Below are 17,184 nucleotides of genomic sequence, written 5' to 3' on the forward strand. Positions count from 1 at the left end.
CGCGGCGGTGAACGGGATGAGGGTGGCCGGTGCCGGTCATCGACTCCCCCGCTGCATGGAGGAGCCCGGCAGCGCACGTGCCGCATCGCCGACGGTGACCATGGACCCGGCGACGACAACCCGCGCCTCGGAAGGATGGCCGGGACTGGACGCGCAGAGCGTGTCCGCCGCATCGAGAGCCGACTTCACGTCAGGCGCGACGAACACCCGGTCCTCTCCCATCACCTGCCGGGCACATGCGGCGAGTTCCTCGGATGGGAGACTGCGCGGACTCGAGTTGCGGGTGCAGACCACCGCGTCGATGACGGGATCGAGCTCCCGGAAGCCGATGCGCTCCCTGATGCTCGTCAGGTGCGGACTGGTCAGCCGTCCAGTCTCAAGACCGGAGGCGGCGAGCAGCGCCTCGACCATGCACGCCGTGCTCGTCTTCCCATTCGTACCCGTGAGGTGGACCGCCCGGTATTCGCAGTGCGGCCGGTCCAGTAGGTCCAGCAGCCTCTCGATGCGGTCGAGGGTGGGGTTGATCTTGGTATCCGGCCACCGGGCCAGCAGGTGCTGCTCCACCTGGGCAAGGGTGACTCGCCCGGGCCGGGCTCCCAGCAGGGTGCTCACTCGCCACCCCCGACCCACATCGCATCCCGGCCCTCGGCGATAACCGGTGTCAGTCGGTGCTCCCGCAGGCGCGCGAGCTGCGAGGCACGCCATGCTTCCGTCTCTGCGACCTGGTTGAACGTGAACAGGTGAAGGCCGCCGACAAACATGTCGTCGCGCCCGAGAACAGCGGCGGCGCGGCCCAGAAAGCGCAGGGGGTCGTAGCCACCAGGCGCAGCGATCCGGGCGAACATGCTGCGATTCGTGGCCAGGAACTTCGCCGACTCCCCAACACCGATCTTCGTTGCCACTCGCAGGAGCTTCGTGCGCTCGACGGGCCCGGGAAGTCCCACGAGGATCGGAGTCGTCACGCCCCGCGCGCGGACCCGCCTCACCCACGCAGACAGCACACCAGGGTCGAACGTCAGGTTGCTGACGATGTGCGTGGCGAGCCGTCGCTTGTCCCACATCGCCTGGATCGTGAGGTCGTCGTGGATGCGTGGATGCGACTCCGGGTAGCCGGTGATGCCTACCTCGGAGAACGGGTTCCCGGCGCAGGCCAGGTCCTCGAGCACCTGCAGGGCGCTGTGATAGGCACCGGCCGGCGGATCGGCATCACCGGCGGGTATGAAGACCTTGGTGATGCCTGCGCGCGCGAGCCGGTTGGTGATCTCCCCGAGTTCCCCGGGCCCATGGATCATCCGGGCCGCGAGGTGCGGCACCACGTCGAAGCCGAGGGCAGCGAGGCGCTCGGAGAGGTCGAGCGTCGCCTCCAGTCCCTTCGACGGCGATGCCGTCACAGTGACGGTTGCCCCGGTGGGCAAGGTGGCAGACACCTCGTCCACGACGCTTGCCGTCGGGAGGACCTCGTAGCGGGCCCGACTGAGGAGCCGATGGAGGACGTCGGCGCGGTTCCGGTGCCGCATCAGTCCTCCCCCAGGGCGGCGGCCCGCAGGCGGCTGGCGGTGCGGACGGCGGCGGCGGCCGGCCCGACCGAGTGCACGCGAACTCCCCAGGCACCGGCCGACGCCGCGAGTGCGGAGACGGCGTTGGAGACGTCGTCGCGGTCTGTTGAGATGGAGGGGTCGAGGCCACCGTAGTCGACGCATTCGGCCAGGAAACGCTTGCGGGACGCGCCCACCAGGACCGGGAACCCGAGCATGTGGAGCCGTGGCAGCGCGGCCAGGAGTGACCAGCTCTGCCCAGAGTTCTTCGCGAATCCCAGCCCCGGGTCGAGCACGATGTTCTCGGGTCGAACGCCGGCCGCAAGCGCCGCGTCCGAACGCTGCGCGAGCTCGATGCACACGTCCTCGACGACGGACCGGTAGATCGCGAGGTCCTGCATGATCTCGGCGTGGCCACGCCAGTGCATGAGAACGCACTGGACGTCGGACTCTGCGAGGAACGGCAACATCGCCGGGTCGGCCAGACCGCCCGACACGTCGTTGACCAGGACGGCGCCCGCAGCGACCGCCGCCGCAGCGATGCTGGCGCGCATCGTGTCCACCGACACGCGGACGCCGGCCTCGCTGAGGGCAGCGACGACGGGAAGCACCCTGCGCCGTTCCTCAGGCTCGCTCACTCGCCGTGCGCCCGGCCGGGTCGACTCGCCGCCGACGTCGACGAAGTCCGCACCGTGCCGCACCAGCTCCAGCCCGCGTGCGACAGCAGCGTCGATGCTGTTGAACCGACCACCGTCCGAGAACGAGTCGGGCGTGACGTTCAGGATCCCGAGCACCCGACACCGATCGGCAACGTCGGCGGCCGGCATCGTGGGCGCTAGTTCGGGCAGCATGAGCGCGCTCATCAGACCGGCTCGGGGGACACGCCCACGAGCTGTGGGGCGGCAGCGCCGGTCGACCGGCCACGGGTCCGTTCGGCGATCTCGACGATGTTCGTCAACAGCATGGCCCTCGTCATCGGGCCGACCCCGCCAGTGGCGCCGCTGACCCTGCCGGCGACGGTGTCGACCTCGGGGTGGACGTCGCCGAGGATGCCCTCGATCGTGCGGGTCACACCGACGGAGAGCACCGTGGCTCCAGGGCTGACCCAGTCGGGCCTCACCAGGTGCGCGACGCCGGCAGCGGCGACGACGACGTCGGAGGCCCGTGTGTGGGCGGCCACGTCGACGGTCGCCTCGTGGCACAGCGTCACCGTGGCGTGCTCGGTCGGTCGGGTCAGCATCAGCCCGAGAGGCCGTCCCACGGTCAAGCCACAACCGATGACACAGAAACGCTGTCCCGTGATCTCGACGTCGTGCTGGCGCAGCAGCTCGATGATCCCTCTGGGAGTGCAGGGCAGCGGTCCGGGTATGCCGAGAACCAGCTTGCCGAGGTTGGTGGGGTGCAGACCGTCCGCGTCCTTCTCGGGGTCGATCCGCTGGAGGACCCGGTGCGTGTCGATGTGCGGTGGCAGGGGAAGCTGCACGATGAAGCCCGTGCAGGCCGGTTCGTCATTCAGGCGTTGCACGGCCGCCTCGATCTCGGCCTGGGTGACCGTGGCGCGCAGCTCGATACGGATGGAGTCGATGCCGACCTCTGCGCAGTCCCGGTGCTTCCCGGCAACGTAGGAATGGCTGCCGGGGTCGTCGCCTACCAGGATGGTCCCGAGCCCCGGACGAATGCCCTGCGCGCTCAGCACACGCACCCGGGACGCAAGCTGCTGCTTCAAGTCCGCAGCGACCTTCCGTCCGTCAATCCTTTTCGCGGTAGCCACCGGCTCGCCTTTCCGGGATTCGTGGGGTATCGGGCAGGGGGGTCAGGCTGACGCGGCAGCATTGAGTTGGCGGCGCCACCGCCCGAAGAGCCGCGCCTGGTTCATGGCCAGCGCCGCCACCGGGACGTCACCTCTCCGGTAGACCGCCAGCAGGCTGCGGCTCTCGGCAGAGCCTTCCTCGATCGTCACGGAGTCGGCCTGGGCAGCGTGGCCGGCGAACTGGATCCGGACGTCGTACTGGTCGGACCAGAAGTAAGGGATCTTGGAATCTCCCCCATCCGTCGGCGAGCTCCCTGAGTCAGGGCCTCGTAGGAGACTGGCCACCGCGACAGCGGGTCGCTCCATGGCGCCGGTCCAGTGCTCCACACGATGCGGACGGCCGAGCCGCGGCTCGTGCCAGGAGGCGCAGTCACCCACGGCGACGACCCCCGGGAGGCTGGTGCGTCCCTGGCGATCACACTCGACGCCGTTGCCGAGCTGCACGCCCGACTGGGCAAGCCATTCCGTGTTCGGAGTGGCACCGATTCCGACGACCACCACGTCCGCCGGAAGCAGTGTTCCATCGGCGAGTTCGACACCTTCGACGTTGCCGCGGCCGACGAGGCTGCGCACGCCGACCCCACACCGCAGCCGTACACCGTGGTCCTCGTGCAGGCCGGAAACGACTGCGCCCATCTCGACGCCGAGCGGACCGGCGAGGGGCGTCGGCATGGCCTCGACCACCGTGACATCCAGTCCGAGCGCCTTGGCGGTCGAAGCCACCTCCCCGCCGATGAAGCCGGCACCGATGACGACCAGGCGAGCGCCGGGCACCAGCTCCACCTTCAGCGCGTGAGCGTCGTCGAGCGTCCGCAGGACGTGGACGCCAGCCAGATCTCCGCTCTCGGCCAGGGATCGGGCGCGGGCTCCAGTGGCAACCACGACGCCATCACTCGCGATCCGCTCGCCCCCGGCAAGGACGACCTCGCGCGCGGTCCTGTCCAGTGCGGTTGCGACGGACCCGAGCCTCCAGTCGGCCTCGAGCGAGTCGTCGGGCCCTTCGAGGGCGAGGACGTCGGCCTCGATCTTTCCCGCCAGGAAGTCCTTCGAGAGTGGCGGCCTGTCGTAGGGCCGGTGCGGTTCGTCGCCGATCACCACGAGGCGGCCGTCGAATCCCTGCTCACGGAGAGCCCTGGCTGCGTAGAGGCCGGCCAGGGATGCGCCGACAACGGTGACTGTCTTCACGACCTGGACCCCAGCGTCACGCCCGGCGGAAGGTTGGGCTCCTCATCCGACAACTCGACGTAGATGTGGTCATCCTCGATGACAACGTCGTGAGTGCGTACGGGCTTCTTCGCCGGTGGCGCATCCACCCGTCCGGTCCGCAAGTTGAACCTGGACCCATGGAGCGGGCACTCGACCTCACACCCCTCGAGCCATCCGTCGGCCAACGAGGCGTCCTGGTGAGTACATGTGTCATCGATGGCGAGGATTTCGCCGTCCTCCGTGTGGAAAACCGCGATCGGGGGCTCGGCGTCGACACGCAGCGACTCACCCGGCGACAACGCGGAGACGGGGCAGACTCGAATCATTCTCTCTCCACCTGGGTGCGAATGACACAACCTGACTCGCAATGCGCAACAGTCTGGGCCGATGCGACGGCGCGTGTCAAGAGTTCTGCCGAGCACCGCGAGGTTCACGTCCGCCGTTTCGCCACACGTTTCCACGCCCACGTGCGACCGCCGGAGGTCGGCGGCACTCATCACATTCATGCCGGATTCCGCCAGCATCTGGCGTGGGGTACGGTTGCGTAATGAGCAACACGGAGCAGATCGTGGGTCGGCGGACCGCACGCAACGGCACCGCAGACGGCCAGGGCGGCGTGCAGTCAGTCGACCGCGCAGTCAGCGTCCTGGAGATCCTTGCCCGCCAAGGCAGCGCCGGAGTCAGCGAGGTCGCCGCGGAGATCGGCGTACACAAGTCGACCGCCTTCCGGCTGCTCGCCGCGCTCGAGGACCGTGACCTGGTGGAGCAGAACTCCGAACGCGGCAAGTACCAGCTCGGATTCGGCATCCTCCGCCTGGCCAGCGCCATCCCCACCCGGACCGACCTGGTGCGCCAGGCCCAACCGGTCCTCGACGACCTCGCCCAACGACTGGGCGAGACGATCAACCTCGCGGTGATGCGCGAGCACTTCGCGGTGAATGTTCAACAGGCGCGCAGCTCGGCAGCGGTTGCCAGCCAGAACTGGGTGGGCCAGCTGACGCCGTTGCACGCGACCTCGAGCGGCAAGGTCCTCCTCGCCCACCTGAGCGAGGAGCGACTGAACGCGGTGCTCGACACAGCAGAACTGCCCGCCTACACCGAGCACACGATCACCTCCCGGAAGGCCCTCATCGAGGAGTTGACGAAGATCCGCGAAGAGGGATTCGCGACCGCATTCGAAGAGCTGGAGGCCGGGCTGAACGCGGCGGCGGCGCCCGTGCGAGACCACACCGGAACCATCGTCGCGGCGATGAGTGTCTCCGGCCCGGCCTTCCGGTTCGACAAGGCACGCATCGAGAGCATCAAGGGCGAGATCAAGGACGCCGGCGGTCGCGTCAGCCACCGGATGGGCTGGCTGGCCTGAGACCCTGGTAAATAGGGGTTTCAGGTGTACTGGTGGCCGGTCAGCCGGCGGGGTCATGATGAACCGCCCAGCGGCGGTGCAGCACGACGAAGGTCGTCCGCCCGGCCAGCTTGGCCAGGATCCGCAGGGTGAGTCGCAGCTGCTCGGCGTCCCAGCCGACGAGGTGGCCGGCATGGCCGGAGTCGGCCCAGACCAGCCGGATGCCCGGGGAACACACGCGGACGGCCCAGAGCAGCGGCCGGGCGCCGTCGCGGTCTTGCAGGCCTGCGCCGGTGGCCAGGACCGCGAGCAGAAGCCCGCACGTGTCGACCGCGAGATCCGTTTGCGGCCGTTCACGCGTGTGCCAGCGTCGTAGCCGCGGCTGGACCTGGCGACGGTCGCCGCGCCGCGCAGCGACTGGGAGTCGACCAGCGCGGCGGTCGGCTACGCGTGCCGGTGCTCGACCTGCTGGCGGACCTGTTCGAGCAGGTGGTTGCGGATGCGGGTGAGGGTGCCGTCGGCGGTCCAGGTCTCGAAGTAGTGGTAGACGAGTTTCGGGTGCGGGAAGTCGGCCGGCAGGGTGTCCCACTGGCAGCCGGTGCGGTCGAGGTAGCGGATCGCGTCCACGACGCGTCGCGACGGGGATAGATGATCGGGCGTCCCCGACCGTTACCGGCCGGCACGTGCGGGGCGGGGTTCGCCGATTCGGCGTCGCTGGCGTCCGACGGACAGTGCCGTGGCCTGCTGGCCGGGAGGTGATCGGCGAGGGGCGCCGGGGTCGATGCCACCACGCCGCCGACCCTCGCCAGCAGTCGGCTGACATCTCCTCGGCATCGAAGCCGTCACGCGACGCGTGCTTGCGCCGGGCGAATTCCGGGCTCACCCTCTGTTTCATTTGCCGCAAGGTGTTGCGGATCACACAACCTCGGATCTACAGTCGCACAACGCCCGGGCACGCGGAACCCACTGAAGGGACCTCGCCGCATGACAACTACCGAGAATCCACCTGTGTCGCCACGGCGCGAACGCATGACCCAGCTGCCGGTCGACAAGATCGTCATGGCCAGCTCCGCCACCCTGGCCGTCGGCTTCGTCCTCTGGGGCATCCTCGACAACGACAGCCTGGCCACTGTCTCCGGGGACGCCCTGGCCTGGGTGATCAAGAGCTTCGGGTGGCTCTTCGTCCTCGCCAGCACAGCCTTCGTCCTGCTCGCAGTCACACTCGCCTGCAGCCGCTTCGGCCGGATCCGGCTCGGAGCCGACGACGAGAGGCCGGAGTTCAGGACGATCAGCTGGGTCACCATGATGTTCAGCGCTGGCATGGGAATCGGCCTGATGTTCTACGGAGTCGCCGAGCCGCTCTCCCACCTGAGCGCGCCTCCCATGGGCCTGGCCGAGCCGAACACCGAGGAGAGCGCCCAGCTCGCGATGCAATACTCGTTCTTCCACTGGGCGTTCCACCCATGGGCGATGTACGCCGTGGTCGGACTGGCGCTCGCCTACTTCTCGTTCCGCCACGGTCGGGCGAACCTGATCAGCTCGACGTTCTTCCCACTGCTGGGGAAGCGCACCGAAGGTGGGGCCGGACGAGCCATCGACACGTTCGCGATCTTTGCGACCCTGTTCGGCTCCGCCACGTCCCTCGGCCTCGGGGCGCTCCAGATCAACTCCGGCCTGAACCAGCTCTACCAGCTCCCGAAGTCGACGCCGGTCGCGATCGGCATCATCGCGGTGCTCACCTTCGCCTTCGTCGTTTCGGCGGTGAGCGGAGTTCACCGCGGCATCCAGTACCTCTCGAACACGAACATGGTTCTCGCGGTTGCCCTGCTCTTCTTCCTGTTCGTCGTGGGCCCGACGGTGTTCATCCTCAGCACCTTCACCGAGTCGGTGGGCGACTACCTGTACCAGCTCGCGCCGATGAGCTTCCGCTCTGGCGCCTTCGGCGGCCAGGAGTGGCTCGGCGGATGGACCATCTTCTACTGGGCCTGGTGGATGTCGTGGACGCCCTTCGTCGGCGCGTTCATCGCACGCATCTCCCGCGGTCGAACCATCCGTCAGTTCGTCTTCGGCGTCGTGCTGGCGCCCAGCCTCGTGACCTTCGTCTGGTTCTCGATCCTGGGTGGCATCTCGATCAACCTGCAGCTCGGCGGCACCGACCTCTCCAGCGCACTCGCGGTCGGCCAAGAGACCGCGCTGTTCGAGCTGCTGCGCCAGTACCCGTGGTTCACGCTGACGGCCCTGATCGTGGTGATTCTCGTGGCGCTCTTCTTCATCTCGGGTGCGGACGCCGCCGCGCTGGTCATGGGCATGCTGTCGTGTCGCGGCCGCAGCGAGCCGCGCGCCCTCGTCACCGTCTTCTGGGGGGTGATGACGGGTGCCGTCGCGGCGATCCTGCTGTACGCCGGAGGCCTCGCCGCTTTGCAGACGCTGTGCATCCTGGCCGCGTTCCCCTTCATGTTCATCATGATCGGGGCCGGGGTCTCACTGGTGAAGGAGCTTCGCAAGGAGCCTGACCCTGGGCCCCCTCCGGGACGCCAGAAGCTCGAGATCTCCCTCGGCGCCTTCGACGAGACGAGCCCCGTCCCGGCGACGAATGGGAACTCCCCGGCGGCCCAGCAGCCACTCGTCTGAATCGGCACCTTCCCGCCCGGCCGGGAGCCGGACCTTCACGGGTCCAGGCTCCCGGCCGGCTGGCGTTCCGGACGCGAGGACCTGCACCACCGGACGAAGTGAGCGTCCAGCATCGAAGAAGCGACAGACTCAGCTCTTGACCTGCGCCTGCGCTTCAAGGCAGTCTGTTGCGTATAACTCACTGAGTTGTGTAATACGCAAAGGAGTTGCCATGGCATCCCGCCCCTCCGCCGGTCATGAGTACGTGCTCACGCTGACGTGCCCGGAGGGAGCGGGCATCGTCTTTGCGGTGAGTCGCTTCGTGATGGAGCACGGCGGAAACATCAACGCCAGCCATCAGTTCGACGACCGGCTCACCGATACGTTCTTCATGCGGGTGCAGTTCCGCTTGGAGGGCGCGTCCGCCGACGCGCTGCGGCGGGACTTCGCCTCGGTGGCGAGCCAGTTCGCCATGGCCTGGCAGCTCCACGACGTCCACACGCCGACACGTACGCTCCTGATGGTTTCCCGCTTCGGGCACTGCCTGAACGACCTGGTGTTCCGCACACGAACCGGTGCGCTCAACATCGAGATCCCGGCAATCGTGTCCAACCACCGCGACTACGAGGCGGTCGCGGAGGCGAATGACATTCCGTTCTTCCACGTGCCGGTCACCCCCGAGACGAAGCCCGCGGCTGAGGCGCGCCTGCTCGAGCTGGTGGACGAGCTCGACGTCGACCTCGTCGTCCTCGCCCGCTACATGCAGGTCCTCTCCAACGGACTGTGTGGCAAGCTCGAGGGACGCGCGATCAACATCCACCACTCCTTCCTGCCGAGCTTCAAGGGTGCCAAGCCCTACCACCAGGCCCACGCTCGCGGCGTCAAGCTGGTCGGAGCCACGGCCCACTACGTCACGCCGGACCTGGACGAGGGACCGATCATCGAGCAGGACGTGGTCCGTGTCGACCACTCGCTGGACCCGGCTGAGATGGCCGCCGCAGGCCGTGACGTCGAGGCGCAGGTGCTCGCGCGCGCAATCCGCTGGCACAGTGAGCACCGCGTGCTCCTCGACCGCAACCGCACCGTCGTTTTCCGCTGAACGGCTCAATCCGGCCTGATCGGCCGACCAACATCCCGCCCGCAACAAGGAGAGTCATGCCCGTCACCGTCCAGGGAGTCATCGCCCGCAGCAAGGGAGCTCCGGTCGAGGTGGTCGACATCGTCGTGCCGGATCCAGGTCCGGGTGAGGCCGTGGTTCAGGTTCAGGCCTGCGGCGTCTGCCACACGGATCTGCACTATCGGGAGGGCGGAATCAGCGACGAGTTCCCGTTCCTCCTCGGCCACGAGGCCGCCGGCGTCGTCGAGGCCGTCGGCCCGGGCGTCACCGAGGTCGCTCCGGGCGACTTCGTCGTCCTCAACTGGCGAGCCGTGTGCGGACAGTGCCGGGCGTGCGCGAAGGGCAAGCCCGTCTACTGCTTCAACACGCACAACGCCCAGCAGCGCATGACCCTCACCGACGGAACTCCCCTGTCCCCCGCCCTGGGAATCGGTGCGTTCGTCGAGAAGACGCTCGTCGCGGCCGGTCAGTGCACCAAGGTTGATCCCGAGATCGGGGCAAGCGCTGCCGGGCTCCTCGGATGCGGCGTCATGGCGGGCTTTGGTGCCGCCGTGAACACCGGTGGCGTCGGACGCGGCGATTCGATCGCCGTCATCGGTTGCGGTGGCGTGGGCAACGCCGCCATCGCTGGAGCAAGGCTCGCGGGCGCCACCACGATCATCGCCGTGGACGTCGACGACAAGAAGCTGGACTGGGCCAGGGGCTTCGGCGCGACGCACACCGTGAACTCTCGCGTCGAGGACGCCGTCCAGGCGATCCGTGGCCTGACGGGCGGGTTCGGTGCCGACGTCGTCGTGGACGCCGTCGGTCGCCCTGAGACGTACCAGCAGGCGTTCTACGCGCGCGACCTGGCCGGAACCGTGGTCCTCGTCGGCGTCCCCACTCCCGACCTGCAGATCACGCTGCCGCTTCTGGAGGTCTTCGGTCGCGGCGGCGCCCTGAAGTCGTCGTGGTACGGCGACTGCCTGCCCTCCCGGGACTTTCCGATGCTGGTCGACCTTGCCCAGCAGGGCCGCTTCCCCCTGTCCGACTTCATCACCGAGACCATCCCCTTGGACGGCGTCGAGAACGCCTTCGCGAAGATGCACCACGGCGAGGTGCTCCGCTCGGTGGTCGAACTGTGAGCGCGGCGCAGGTCACCCGCGTCGTCACCGCCGGCACGTTCAGCCTCGACGGCGGCACGTGGGACGTCGAGAACAACGTCTGGGTGCTCGGCGACGAGAGCGAGTGCGTCATCATCGACGCGGCTCACCAGGCAGAGCCGATCCTCAAGGCAGTCGCCGGCCGCCGGGTACGAGCGATTCTGCTCACCCACGCCCACAACGACCACATCAACGCGGTCCAGGAGCTGACCACGGCAACGGGCGCGCCCTCGTTCCTGCACCCCGAGGACAGGGTCTTGTGGGACATGGTCCACCCGTTCGCGCCAGACCGCGACCTCGCGGATGGCGATGTCTTTCAGGTGGGTGGTGCCTCTCTCGTGGTACTGCACACGCCCGGCCACGCGCCAGGCGCCTGCTCCTTCTACAGCCCGGAGCTCCGGGCCGTGTTCACCGGCGACACTCTCTTCAGCGGCGGCCCGGGCGCGACGGGACGTTCGTTCAGCGACTTCCCGACGATCATCGGCTCGATCCGCGACACGTTGCTCTCCCTGCCGGGGGACACAGTGGTTCACACAGGTCACGGTGGCGACACCACGGTGGGGACCGAGGCCGCTGGCCTGGAGGACTGGATCGCGCGAGGGTACTGATGCGGTCGCAGCCTGTCTGCCTCGACCACGCGGCAAGCACGCCGATGTATCCCGAGGCAGTCGCGGCCATGAACCCGCCAGCTCGCCCAGGTCGGCAGCCCGTCCTCGCTGCATCCCTCGGGCCGGAGCGCGCGGCGGCTGGTCGAGGAACTGGCGAAGCGATCGTCGCCTCGCTCAACGCCAGGCCAAGCGAGATCGGGTTCACTTCCGGTGCTACCGAGTCGGACAACCTGGCGGTCAAGGGCATCTACTGGTCACGGCGTCGGGAAGATCTCCGTCGCTAGCGAACTGCGGTGTTGATGGGCGCTGCGCAGAACGAGTGGGACCTGATCGAGACGTCGATCCAGACCCTGCCCGGCCTCGATGTGCTACACGAAGCGGCCCTGAGCGCGGCACGCGGCGTGCTGGGGGACGAGGCCTTCAACCAGGCGTTGGTGCACCGGGGACCGGGCAACAGGGAGACCGCCGAGGCGTTGGTCATCTCCCCGCGTACCGTCGAGACCCACGTGCAGAACGTCCTCAGCAAGCTCGGGTTCACCAGCCGGAGGCAGCTGGCCGTCTGGATCGGTGAGCAGGCGTCCGGCACGGGTGACCTGTGAGACCCGGACTCAGCACTCGATGACGTTGACCGCCAGACCGCCTCGGGCGGTCTCCTTGTACTTGTCCTTCATGTCGCGGCCGGTGTCTCGCATGGTCTTGATCGCCTTGTCGAGGCTGACCTTGTGGCTGCCGTTCCCGTAGATCCCCAGGCGCGCCGCGTTGATGGCCTTCATCGAAGCGATCGCATTCCGCTCGATGCACGGGATCTGCACCAGGCCGCCCACCGGATCACAAGTGAGGCCCAGGTTGTGCTCGATCCCGACCTCGGCTGCGTTCTCGACCTGGGACGGCGTACCGCCGAGGACCTCGGCCAGGCCACCCGCGGCCATCGAGCAGGCCGACCCCACCTCACCCTGGCAACCGACTTCCGCTCCGGAGATCGACGCGTTCATCTTGAAGAGGATCCCGATCGCAGCAGCGGTCAGCAGGAAGCGGACGACACCGTCGTCGGCGGCCCCTGGAACGAACCGGACGTAGTAGTGCAGCACCGCAGGGATGATGCCGGCGGCCCCGTTGGTCGGTGCAGTCACGATCCGGCCACCAGAGGCGTTCTCCTCATTCACGGCCAGCGCGTAGAGGTTCACCCAGTCGACGACATGGAGCGGGTCGTCGAACCCCTTGGCAGAGAGGTCCCGGTAGAGGCTGGGCGCGCGGCGAGGCACCCGCAGTCCACCCGGAAGAACACCCTCCCGATGGAACCCACGCTCGACGCAGTCGGCCATGACCGACCAGAGGTGGAGCATCCCCTCGCGGATCTCCGGCTCAGAGCGCCAGGACAGCTCGTTGGCCAGCATGACGTCGCTGATCGAGAGCTGCTCACGAGCGCAGATCTCCAGCAGCTCCGCGCCCGTGCTGAATGGGAACTTGACGGGGGTGTTGTCGACGACGACCCGGTCTGCCCCGGTGGCCTCTTCATCCACGACGAATCCGCCGCCGACCGAGTAGTAGGTCCGAAAGCTGATTTCGACCTCGTCGTCGTCGTACGCGGCGAACGTCATGCCGTTGGGATGGGCAGCGAGGCTCCTGCGCCGGTGCATGACCAGGTCGGAGTCGACATCGAACCGGACCGGTGCCTCGCCGTTGAGGACGAGGATGCCGGTTTCCCGGATCACGTCGATCCGGCCATCGACCCGGTCGGGGTCGGTCGTCGCCGGGTCTTCGCCCTCGAGGCCGAGCACGACCGCCTTGGGCGAGCCGTGCCCATGGCCGGTGGCACCCAGCGACCCGAACAACTCGGCACGCACCCGACGCACGTCCGCGAGCCGCCCGGTCTTCGCCAGCCCGTCGATGAACCGCTTCGCGGCGCGCATCGGACCGACCGTGTGCGACGACGACGGGCCGATGCCGACGGAGTAGAGGTCGAACGCAGACAGTGCCATCAAGCGCCCCTGAGAGCCGGACGGTCCGGCGTGAACTCCTGCATCGCGTCGAGCAGCCAACGCGCGACGTACGGCGCGAAGGACCCCCGGGGCAGCAGCCGGAACAGGTTCGGGTCGACCTTCCACAGCAGCAGCGGGATCCGGGCGAGAGTAGTGGCGATCGCCGTTCCGTCGTCGAAGGCGCGTGGGTGGAGATCGGCCGGGCAGCCCTTCTCCAGGACCCCACGGGCGCTCGGCCCCGAGATTTCGAGGACAGTGCGGTTCGCGGAGACATCAACGACAGCCGCGTGGGCGGCGGCTCCGGTGTCCCGTAGCTCCGCCAGGGCGTCGGAGACCCCCTTGACGAGGACGTCCGCGCCCATCTGGGAGACGACGAGCCACTCGTCCGGGCCCAGCCAGAGCACGTCGTGCGCGTCCTGGCTCGTGACCTCACCGCAGGCTCGGGGGAGCCTGGTCCCGAGGACCTGTTCGATCCGGCGGGCGGCTTCCGAGCGCGGATCCACCCGCAGGCTCACCATGGTGAGCCAGGGCCGCTCCAGGAGCCGCACGGATTGCTCACCGGCCGCGCCGTTGCGAATGTCCGCGCTGAGCCCGTCGAGCGGGCTGCGCCGCAGCCCTGTCAGATCAGCCATCACGCTTCGTCCCTTCGGGGTCGTAGAGCACGGGAGAGGTCACTTCGACCTCGACGAGTCGGTCGCCGACGGGCGCCACGAGCACCTCCCCGATCCGGTCCCTTCCGCTCGCGACGAGCGCCAGCGCGATGGGCCGCTCCAAGGCAACGCTTCGGTAGCTGGAGGTGACGTGACCGAGCATGGGGACAGGGTCGGGGCCTCCGTCGACAGCGACACCAGCCGCGACCAGTTGGCTGCCCTCCGGAAGGACCGTCGTCCGGTCCACCGGCAGGAGGCCGACGAGGTGCTTGCGGTCGGCACGCTGGGTGTCGAGACGGGTGTAGGACCGGCGTCCGACGAAGTCCTTCTGCTTGGAAACGATCCAGTCCATCCCGGCATCCTGCGGAGTCACCGTCCCGTCGGTGTCCTGTCCGACGATCGGGTAGCCCTTCTCGGCGCGCAGGACGTGCATGGTCTCGGTGCCGTAGGGCGTGATCCCCAGATCGTTCCCCGCGTCGTACACCTCCTCCCAGACCGCGCGGCCGTACCAGGCGGCCACGTTGATCTCGAAGGCCAGCTCACCGGAGAAGGAGATGCGGCAGACGCGCGCCGGCACCCCGGAAGCGAGGGTGGTCTCACGGAACGTCATGAACGGGAAGGCCTCGTTGGAGACGTCGAGTTCAGGGGCGACCCTGGCAACGACCTCCCGCGAGCGCGGTCCGACGACGGCGATGGTCGACCACTGCTCGGTGGCCGACGTGCAGTAGACATCCAGCTCCGGCCACTCGGTCTGGAGCCATTCCTCGAGCCAGTCGAGGACGTTGGCGGCCCCACCCGTGGTGGTCGTCATGAAATAGCGGTCGTCGGCCAGGCGGATCGTCACACCGTCGTCGAACATCATGCCGTCGGGCTTGCACATGACGCCGTACCGGGCGGAGCCGACCGGGAGCTTCTTGAAGGCGTTGGTGTAGATCCGGTTCAGGAACTCACCGGCGTCGGCACCCTGGACCTCGACCTTGCCGAGGGTCGACGCGTCCATCATCGCGACACCGGTGCGAGCAGCACGGCACTCGCGCTCGACGGCGGCCTCCATGTCCTCGCCGGGCTGCGGGTAGTACCACGGACGCAGCCACTGGCCGACGATTTCGAACTCGGCGCCGGCGTCGACGTGCCAGCCGTGGATCGCGGTGGTGCGCTCCGGGTCGAAGAGGGACCCGCGCTCGCGTCCCGCCAGCGCCGCGAAGGAGACCGGCGAGTACGGCGGCCGGTAGGTCGTGGTCCCGATCTCCCCCATGCCAACCCCACCGAGGGCGGCAGCGATGACGCCGATGGAGTTCACCCCGGAGGTCTTGCCCTGGTCCTGGCCGGTCCCGATCGAGGTGTAGCGCTTGACGTGCTCGACGCTGCGCATGCCAGCCCCCGTCGCCCGCCACACGTCGGCGACGGTCTGGTCACGCTGCAGGTCGACGAAGTGCTCGTCCCACGTGCCCGCGTCGCCCTCGGGGCCGGCCACCAGCCACAGCTGGCGGACCTCACCACGCGCCGACAGGGGCGCGGAGCCGCCGACCGACAGCGGAGTAACCGGAAACCCGGCGCGGGAGGCTGCCTCGGCGCCGGCGAGCGATCCCTCGCGGAGGCACTCGTCCAGGGTCACGGTCCCGGCGGCGGAGCCGACGACCTGCTGTCCCTTCACGGTGCCCGAGGGCAGGAAGGCGGCCAGCTCGTCATCCCAACGCAGGGTGCCTTGCCGCTGGCTGTGCAGGTGGACCACCGGGCTCCAGCCGCCGGATACGGCCAGCACGTCTGCCTCGAGCGTCTCCACGAAGCTGACCGTGTCGTCCGCGTCGAGCCTGCCGACGTGGACCCGGGCCAGTCGGCCGGCGGCGGGGTCACCCTCGGCCCGCTGCACAGTGCTGGAGGTCACCACCCGCACACCACGCGCCGCCAGCTCAGTCCCCCGCGACGACAGGGTCTCCCGGGCGTCGAGGACCGCTGCGATCTCCACGCCGACGGCGAGGAGGTCCTCCACGGTGTCGTAAGCGCTGTCGTTGGTGGTGGCCACGACTGCCCGCTCCCCCGGCCTGACGGCGTAGCGGTTGACATAGGTCCGCGCGGCACCGGCGAGGAGGATGCCCGGGCAGTCGTTGTTGGCGAAGATCAGTGGGCGCTCATGAGCCCCCGTGGCCAGCACGACCTGGCCTGCCCTGATGTGCCAGACCCGCTGCCGCGAGACGCCGGGAGCCGACGGCTTGCCGGCCGGGTCCGTCCGGTCCTGCACGGCCAGTACGTAGTTGTCGTCGTACGAACCGAACGCGACGGTCCGGGTGAGGACGGTGACGTCGGGCGCAGCGGCCAGGGTCGCGGCGGCCTCGGCCACCCAGTCCACGGCCGGCCGACCGTCGATCTTCTCCTGGCGGCTCGAGAGCAGCGAGCCCCCGAGCTCCGGCTGCTCGTCGAGCAGGATCACGCGCGCACCCGACCGGGACGCGGACACCGCCGCAGCAAGGCCGGCGGGTCCGGCGCCGACGACGAGGACGTCGGTGTGCCGGAACAGCTTGTCGTAGATCGCCTCCTCCCCGCCGGGGTCCAGCACACCCAGACCGGAGAGGGTCCGTGCGACGAGCCCGTCGACGAGGGGACGCGTCGTGGCGGGGACCATCGGCTCGGGGAAGTCGCCGCCGATCTGCAGGAGGGCATTGGGCTCCTCCGGCCCCGCGGCGACGATCCCGCGCGCGCGGCCGCGGTAGATCGAGTCACCGACGCGCACACGGCCGTTGGCCAGGAGCGCCGAGGCGACGGTGTCGCCGGGGTGCCCTGTGTAATCGACCCCGTCGACGGTGAAGGTCAGGATCGTCTCACGATGGATCCGGCCTCCCGTGGGAAGCCGATGGGACTGGCTGCTCATCGCGAGCCTCCTGCTTCGACGCCAGCGCCGACCTGGGGGCGCGGCTCTGAGTTGGTATAGACGGCGAGGACCTCGTAGGTCCGGGTGTCACGGATGACGTTGAACCACCGGCGGCAGCCGACGCTGTGGCACCACCGCTCGGCGAACGGGCCCTTGGGGTTGTCCCGGAAGAACAGGTACTGGGCCCACTCCTCGTCGCTGAGCGCGCTGGGATCCTGCGGGTAGGGCACATGGGCCTGGCCGCCGTAGTGGTACTCGGTCTCGTCGCGCGGACCGCACCAGGGGCAGTTCAGCAGCAGCATGTCGGTCGCCTCTTCTC

General features: G+C 68.8%; 17 protein-coding genes and 1 pseudogene. 6 read left to right on the forward strand and 12 right to left on the reverse strand.

The window, feature by feature from the left end; all coding sequences use genetic code 11:
* Nucleotides 1-36 precede the first annotated feature (36 nt).
* The 6 genes from E1193_RS01655 to E1193_RS32765 are packed head-to-tail and all read right to left on the reverse strand — an operon-like array spanning nt 37 to nt 5,075.
* The gene (locus tag E1193_RS01655) at nt 37-564 is read right to left on the reverse strand and encodes a hypothetical protein (RefSeq protein ID WP_132179487.1); all 528 of its coding nucleotides are present in this window, start codon (nt 562-564) and stop codon (nt 37-39) included.
* 44 nt (nt 565-608) lie between these two features.
* A complete protein-coding gene (locus E1193_RS01660; RefSeq protein WP_165945582.1) occupies nt 609-1,517 on the reverse strand; it encodes a methylenetetrahydrofolate reductase in 909 nt (302 codons plus the stop codon).
* Entirely contained in the window at nt 1,517-2,398 is an 882-nt protein-coding gene (folP, locus tag E1193_RS01665) for a dihydropteroate synthase (RefSeq protein ID WP_243707215.1), read from the reverse strand. The genes E1193_RS01660 and folP overlap by 1 nt, the downstream gene beginning before the upstream one ends.
* A complete protein-coding gene (locus tag E1193_RS01670) occupies nt 2,398-3,306 on the reverse strand; it encodes a bifunctional methylenetetrahydrofolate dehydrogenase/methenyltetrahydrofolate cyclohydrolase (RefSeq protein WP_132179489.1) in 909 nt (302 codons plus the stop codon). Before E1193_RS01670 ends, folP begins: the two co-directional genes overlap by 1 nt.
* 42 nt (nt 3,307-3,348) lie before the next feature.
* The gene (locus E1193_RS01675) at nt 3,349-4,530 is read right to left on the reverse strand and encodes an FAD-dependent oxidoreductase (protein WP_132179491.1); all 1,182 of its coding nucleotides are present in this window, start codon (nt 4,528-4,530) and stop codon (nt 3,349-3,351) included.
* Entirely contained in the window at nt 4,527-5,075 is a 549-nt protein-coding gene (locus E1193_RS32765; protein WP_243707216.1) for a bifunctional 3-phenylpropionate/cinnamic acid dioxygenase ferredoxin subunit, read from the reverse strand. Before E1193_RS32765 ends, E1193_RS01675 begins: the two co-directional genes overlap by 4 nt.
* A gap of 23 nt (nt 5,076-5,098) precedes the next feature.
* Here E1193_RS32765 and E1193_RS01685 point away from each other — a divergent pair, with 23 nt between their 5' ends.
* On the forward strand, nt 5,099-5,914 hold the full coding sequence (locus tag E1193_RS01685; protein WP_132179493.1) for an IclR family transcriptional regulator: 816 nt from the start codon (nt 5,099-5,101) through the stop codon (nt 5,912-5,914).
* A 40-nt stretch (nt 5,915-5,954) separates the two neighbouring features.
* Here E1193_RS01685 and E1193_RS31650 read toward each other — a convergent pair whose 3' ends face one another.
* Nucleotides 5,955-6,131 carry a hypothetical protein gene (locus tag E1193_RS31650; RefSeq protein ID WP_165945583.1) on the reverse strand — a complete coding sequence of 59 codons (177 nt, stop codon included), beginning with the start codon at nt 6,129-6,131 and terminating at the stop codon, nt 5,955-5,957.
* Between the two features lie 206 nt (nt 6,132-6,337).
* A pseudogene (locus E1193_RS01690) lies at nt 6,338-6,523 on the reverse strand (transposase); the annotation flags it as partial.
* A 399-nt stretch (nt 6,524-6,922) separates the two neighbouring features.
* Here E1193_RS01690 and E1193_RS01695 point away from each other — a divergent pair.
* The 5 genes from E1193_RS01695 to E1193_RS01720 all read left to right on the forward strand — a co-directional run bounded on the left by E1193_RS01695 (nt 6,923) and on the right by E1193_RS01720 (nt 11,969).
* Complete coding sequence (locus E1193_RS01695; protein ID WP_132179497.1) at nt 6,923-8,524, forward strand: BCCT family transporter; 1,602 nt, start codon at nt 6,923-6,925, stop codon at nt 8,522-8,524.
* A gap of 211 nt (nt 8,525-8,735) precedes the next feature.
* Nucleotides 8,736-9,602: a formyltetrahydrofolate deformylase gene (gene purU / locus E1193_RS01700; RefSeq protein WP_132179499.1), complete on the forward strand. Its 867-nt coding sequence runs from the start codon at nt 8,736-8,738 to the stop codon at nt 9,600-9,602.
* Between the two features lie 56 nt (nt 9,603-9,658).
* On the forward strand, nt 9,659-10,744 hold the full coding sequence (locus E1193_RS01705; RefSeq protein ID WP_132179501.1) for an S-(hydroxymethyl)mycothiol dehydrogenase: 1,086 nt from the start codon (nt 9,659-9,661) through the stop codon (nt 10,742-10,744).
* Nucleotides 10,741-11,370: an MBL fold metallo-hydrolase gene (locus E1193_RS01710; protein WP_132179503.1), complete on the forward strand. Its 630-nt coding sequence runs from the start codon at nt 10,741-10,743 to the stop codon at nt 11,368-11,370. Before E1193_RS01705 ends, E1193_RS01710 begins: the two co-directional genes overlap by 4 nt.
* Before the next feature lie 299 nt (nt 11,371-11,669).
* Nucleotides 11,670-11,969 (forward strand): helix-turn-helix transcriptional regulator, encoded by a 300-nt coding sequence (locus E1193_RS01720; protein ID WP_132179505.1) that lies wholly within the window; start codon nt 11,670-11,672, stop codon nt 11,967-11,969.
* A 9-nt stretch (nt 11,970-11,978) separates the two neighbouring features.
* On the opposite strand, the gene E1193_RS01725 is transcribed toward E1193_RS01720, so the two are convergent.
* From E1193_RS01725 to E1193_RS01740, 4 genes are read right to left on the reverse strand one after another with little or no spacing between them, the layout of a single operon-like run.
* The gene (locus tag E1193_RS01725; RefSeq protein WP_132179507.1) at nt 11,979-13,349 is read right to left on the reverse strand and encodes an L-serine ammonia-lyase; all 1,371 of its coding nucleotides are present in this window, start codon (nt 13,347-13,349) and stop codon (nt 11,979-11,981) included.
* Nucleotides 13,349-13,981 carry a sarcosine oxidase subunit gamma family protein gene (locus E1193_RS01730; RefSeq protein WP_132179509.1) on the reverse strand — a complete coding sequence of 211 codons (633 nt, stop codon included), beginning with the start codon at nt 13,979-13,981 and terminating at the stop codon, nt 13,349-13,351. Before E1193_RS01730 ends, E1193_RS01725 begins: the two co-directional genes overlap by 1 nt.
* Nucleotides 13,974-16,865 carry a 2Fe-2S iron-sulfur cluster-binding protein gene (locus E1193_RS33630; RefSeq protein ID WP_132179511.1) on the reverse strand — a complete coding sequence of 964 codons (2,892 nt, stop codon included), beginning with the start codon at nt 16,863-16,865 and terminating at the stop codon, nt 13,974-13,976. The genes E1193_RS01730 and E1193_RS33630 overlap by 8 nt, the downstream gene beginning before the upstream one ends.
* On the reverse strand, nt 16,862-17,167 hold the full coding sequence (locus E1193_RS01740; RefSeq protein WP_132179513.1) for a sarcosine oxidase subunit delta: 306 nt from the start codon (nt 17,165-17,167) through the stop codon (nt 16,862-16,864). The genes E1193_RS33630 and E1193_RS01740 overlap by 4 nt, the downstream gene beginning before the upstream one ends.
* Between the last annotated feature and the right edge of the window lie 17 nt (nt 17,168-17,184).

The organism is Micromonospora sp. KC606 (assembly GCF_004348675.1).
Lineage (GTDB): Bacteria > Actinomycetota > Actinomycetes > Mycobacteriales > Micromonosporaceae > Micromonospora.

Coding starts and splice junctions, on each gene's coding strand:
- E1193_RS01695 (WP_132179497.1), top strand. CDS start 6,923: ATGACCCAGCTGCCGGTCGACAAGATCGTCATGGCCAGCTCCGCCACC.
- E1193_RS01725 (WP_132179507.1), bottom strand. CDS start 13,349: ATGGCACTGTCTGCGTTCGACCTCTACTCCGTCGGCATCGGCCCGTCG.
- E1193_RS32765 (WP_243707216.1), bottom strand. CDS start 5,075: ATGCTGGCGGAATCCGGCATGAATGTGATGAGTGCCGCCGACCTCCGG.
- E1193_RS01740 (WP_132179513.1), bottom strand. CDS start 17,167: ATGCTGCTGCTGAACTGCCCCTGGTGCGGTCCGCGCGACGAGACCGAG.
- purU (WP_132179499.1), top strand. CDS start 8,736: ATGGCATCCCGCCCCTCCGCCGGTCATGAGTACGTGCTCACGCTGACG.
- E1193_RS01685 (WP_132179493.1), top strand. CDS start 5,099: ATGAGCAACACGGAGCAGATCGTGGGTCGGCGGACCGCACGCAACGGC.
- folP (WP_243707215.1), bottom strand. CDS start 2,398: ATGAGCGCGCTCATGCTGCCCGAACTAGCGCCCACGATGCCGGCCGCC.
- E1193_RS01730 (WP_132179509.1), bottom strand. CDS start 13,981: ATGGCTGATCTGACAGGGCTGCGGCGCAGCCCGCTCGACGGGCTCAGC.
- E1193_RS33630 (WP_132179511.1), bottom strand. CDS start 16,865: ATGAGCAGCCAGTCCCATCGGCTTCCCACGGGAGGCCGGATCCATCGT.
- E1193_RS01705 (WP_132179501.1), top strand. CDS start 9,659: ATGCCCGTCACCGTCCAGGGAGTCATCGCCCGCAGCAAGGGAGCTCCG.
- E1193_RS01720 (WP_132179505.1), top strand. CDS start 11,670: ATGGGCGCTGCGCAGAACGAGTGGGACCTGATCGAGACGTCGATCCAG.
- E1193_RS01660 (WP_165945582.1), bottom strand. CDS start 1,517: ATGCGGCACCGGAACCGCGCCGACGTCCTCCATCGGCTCCTCAGTCGG.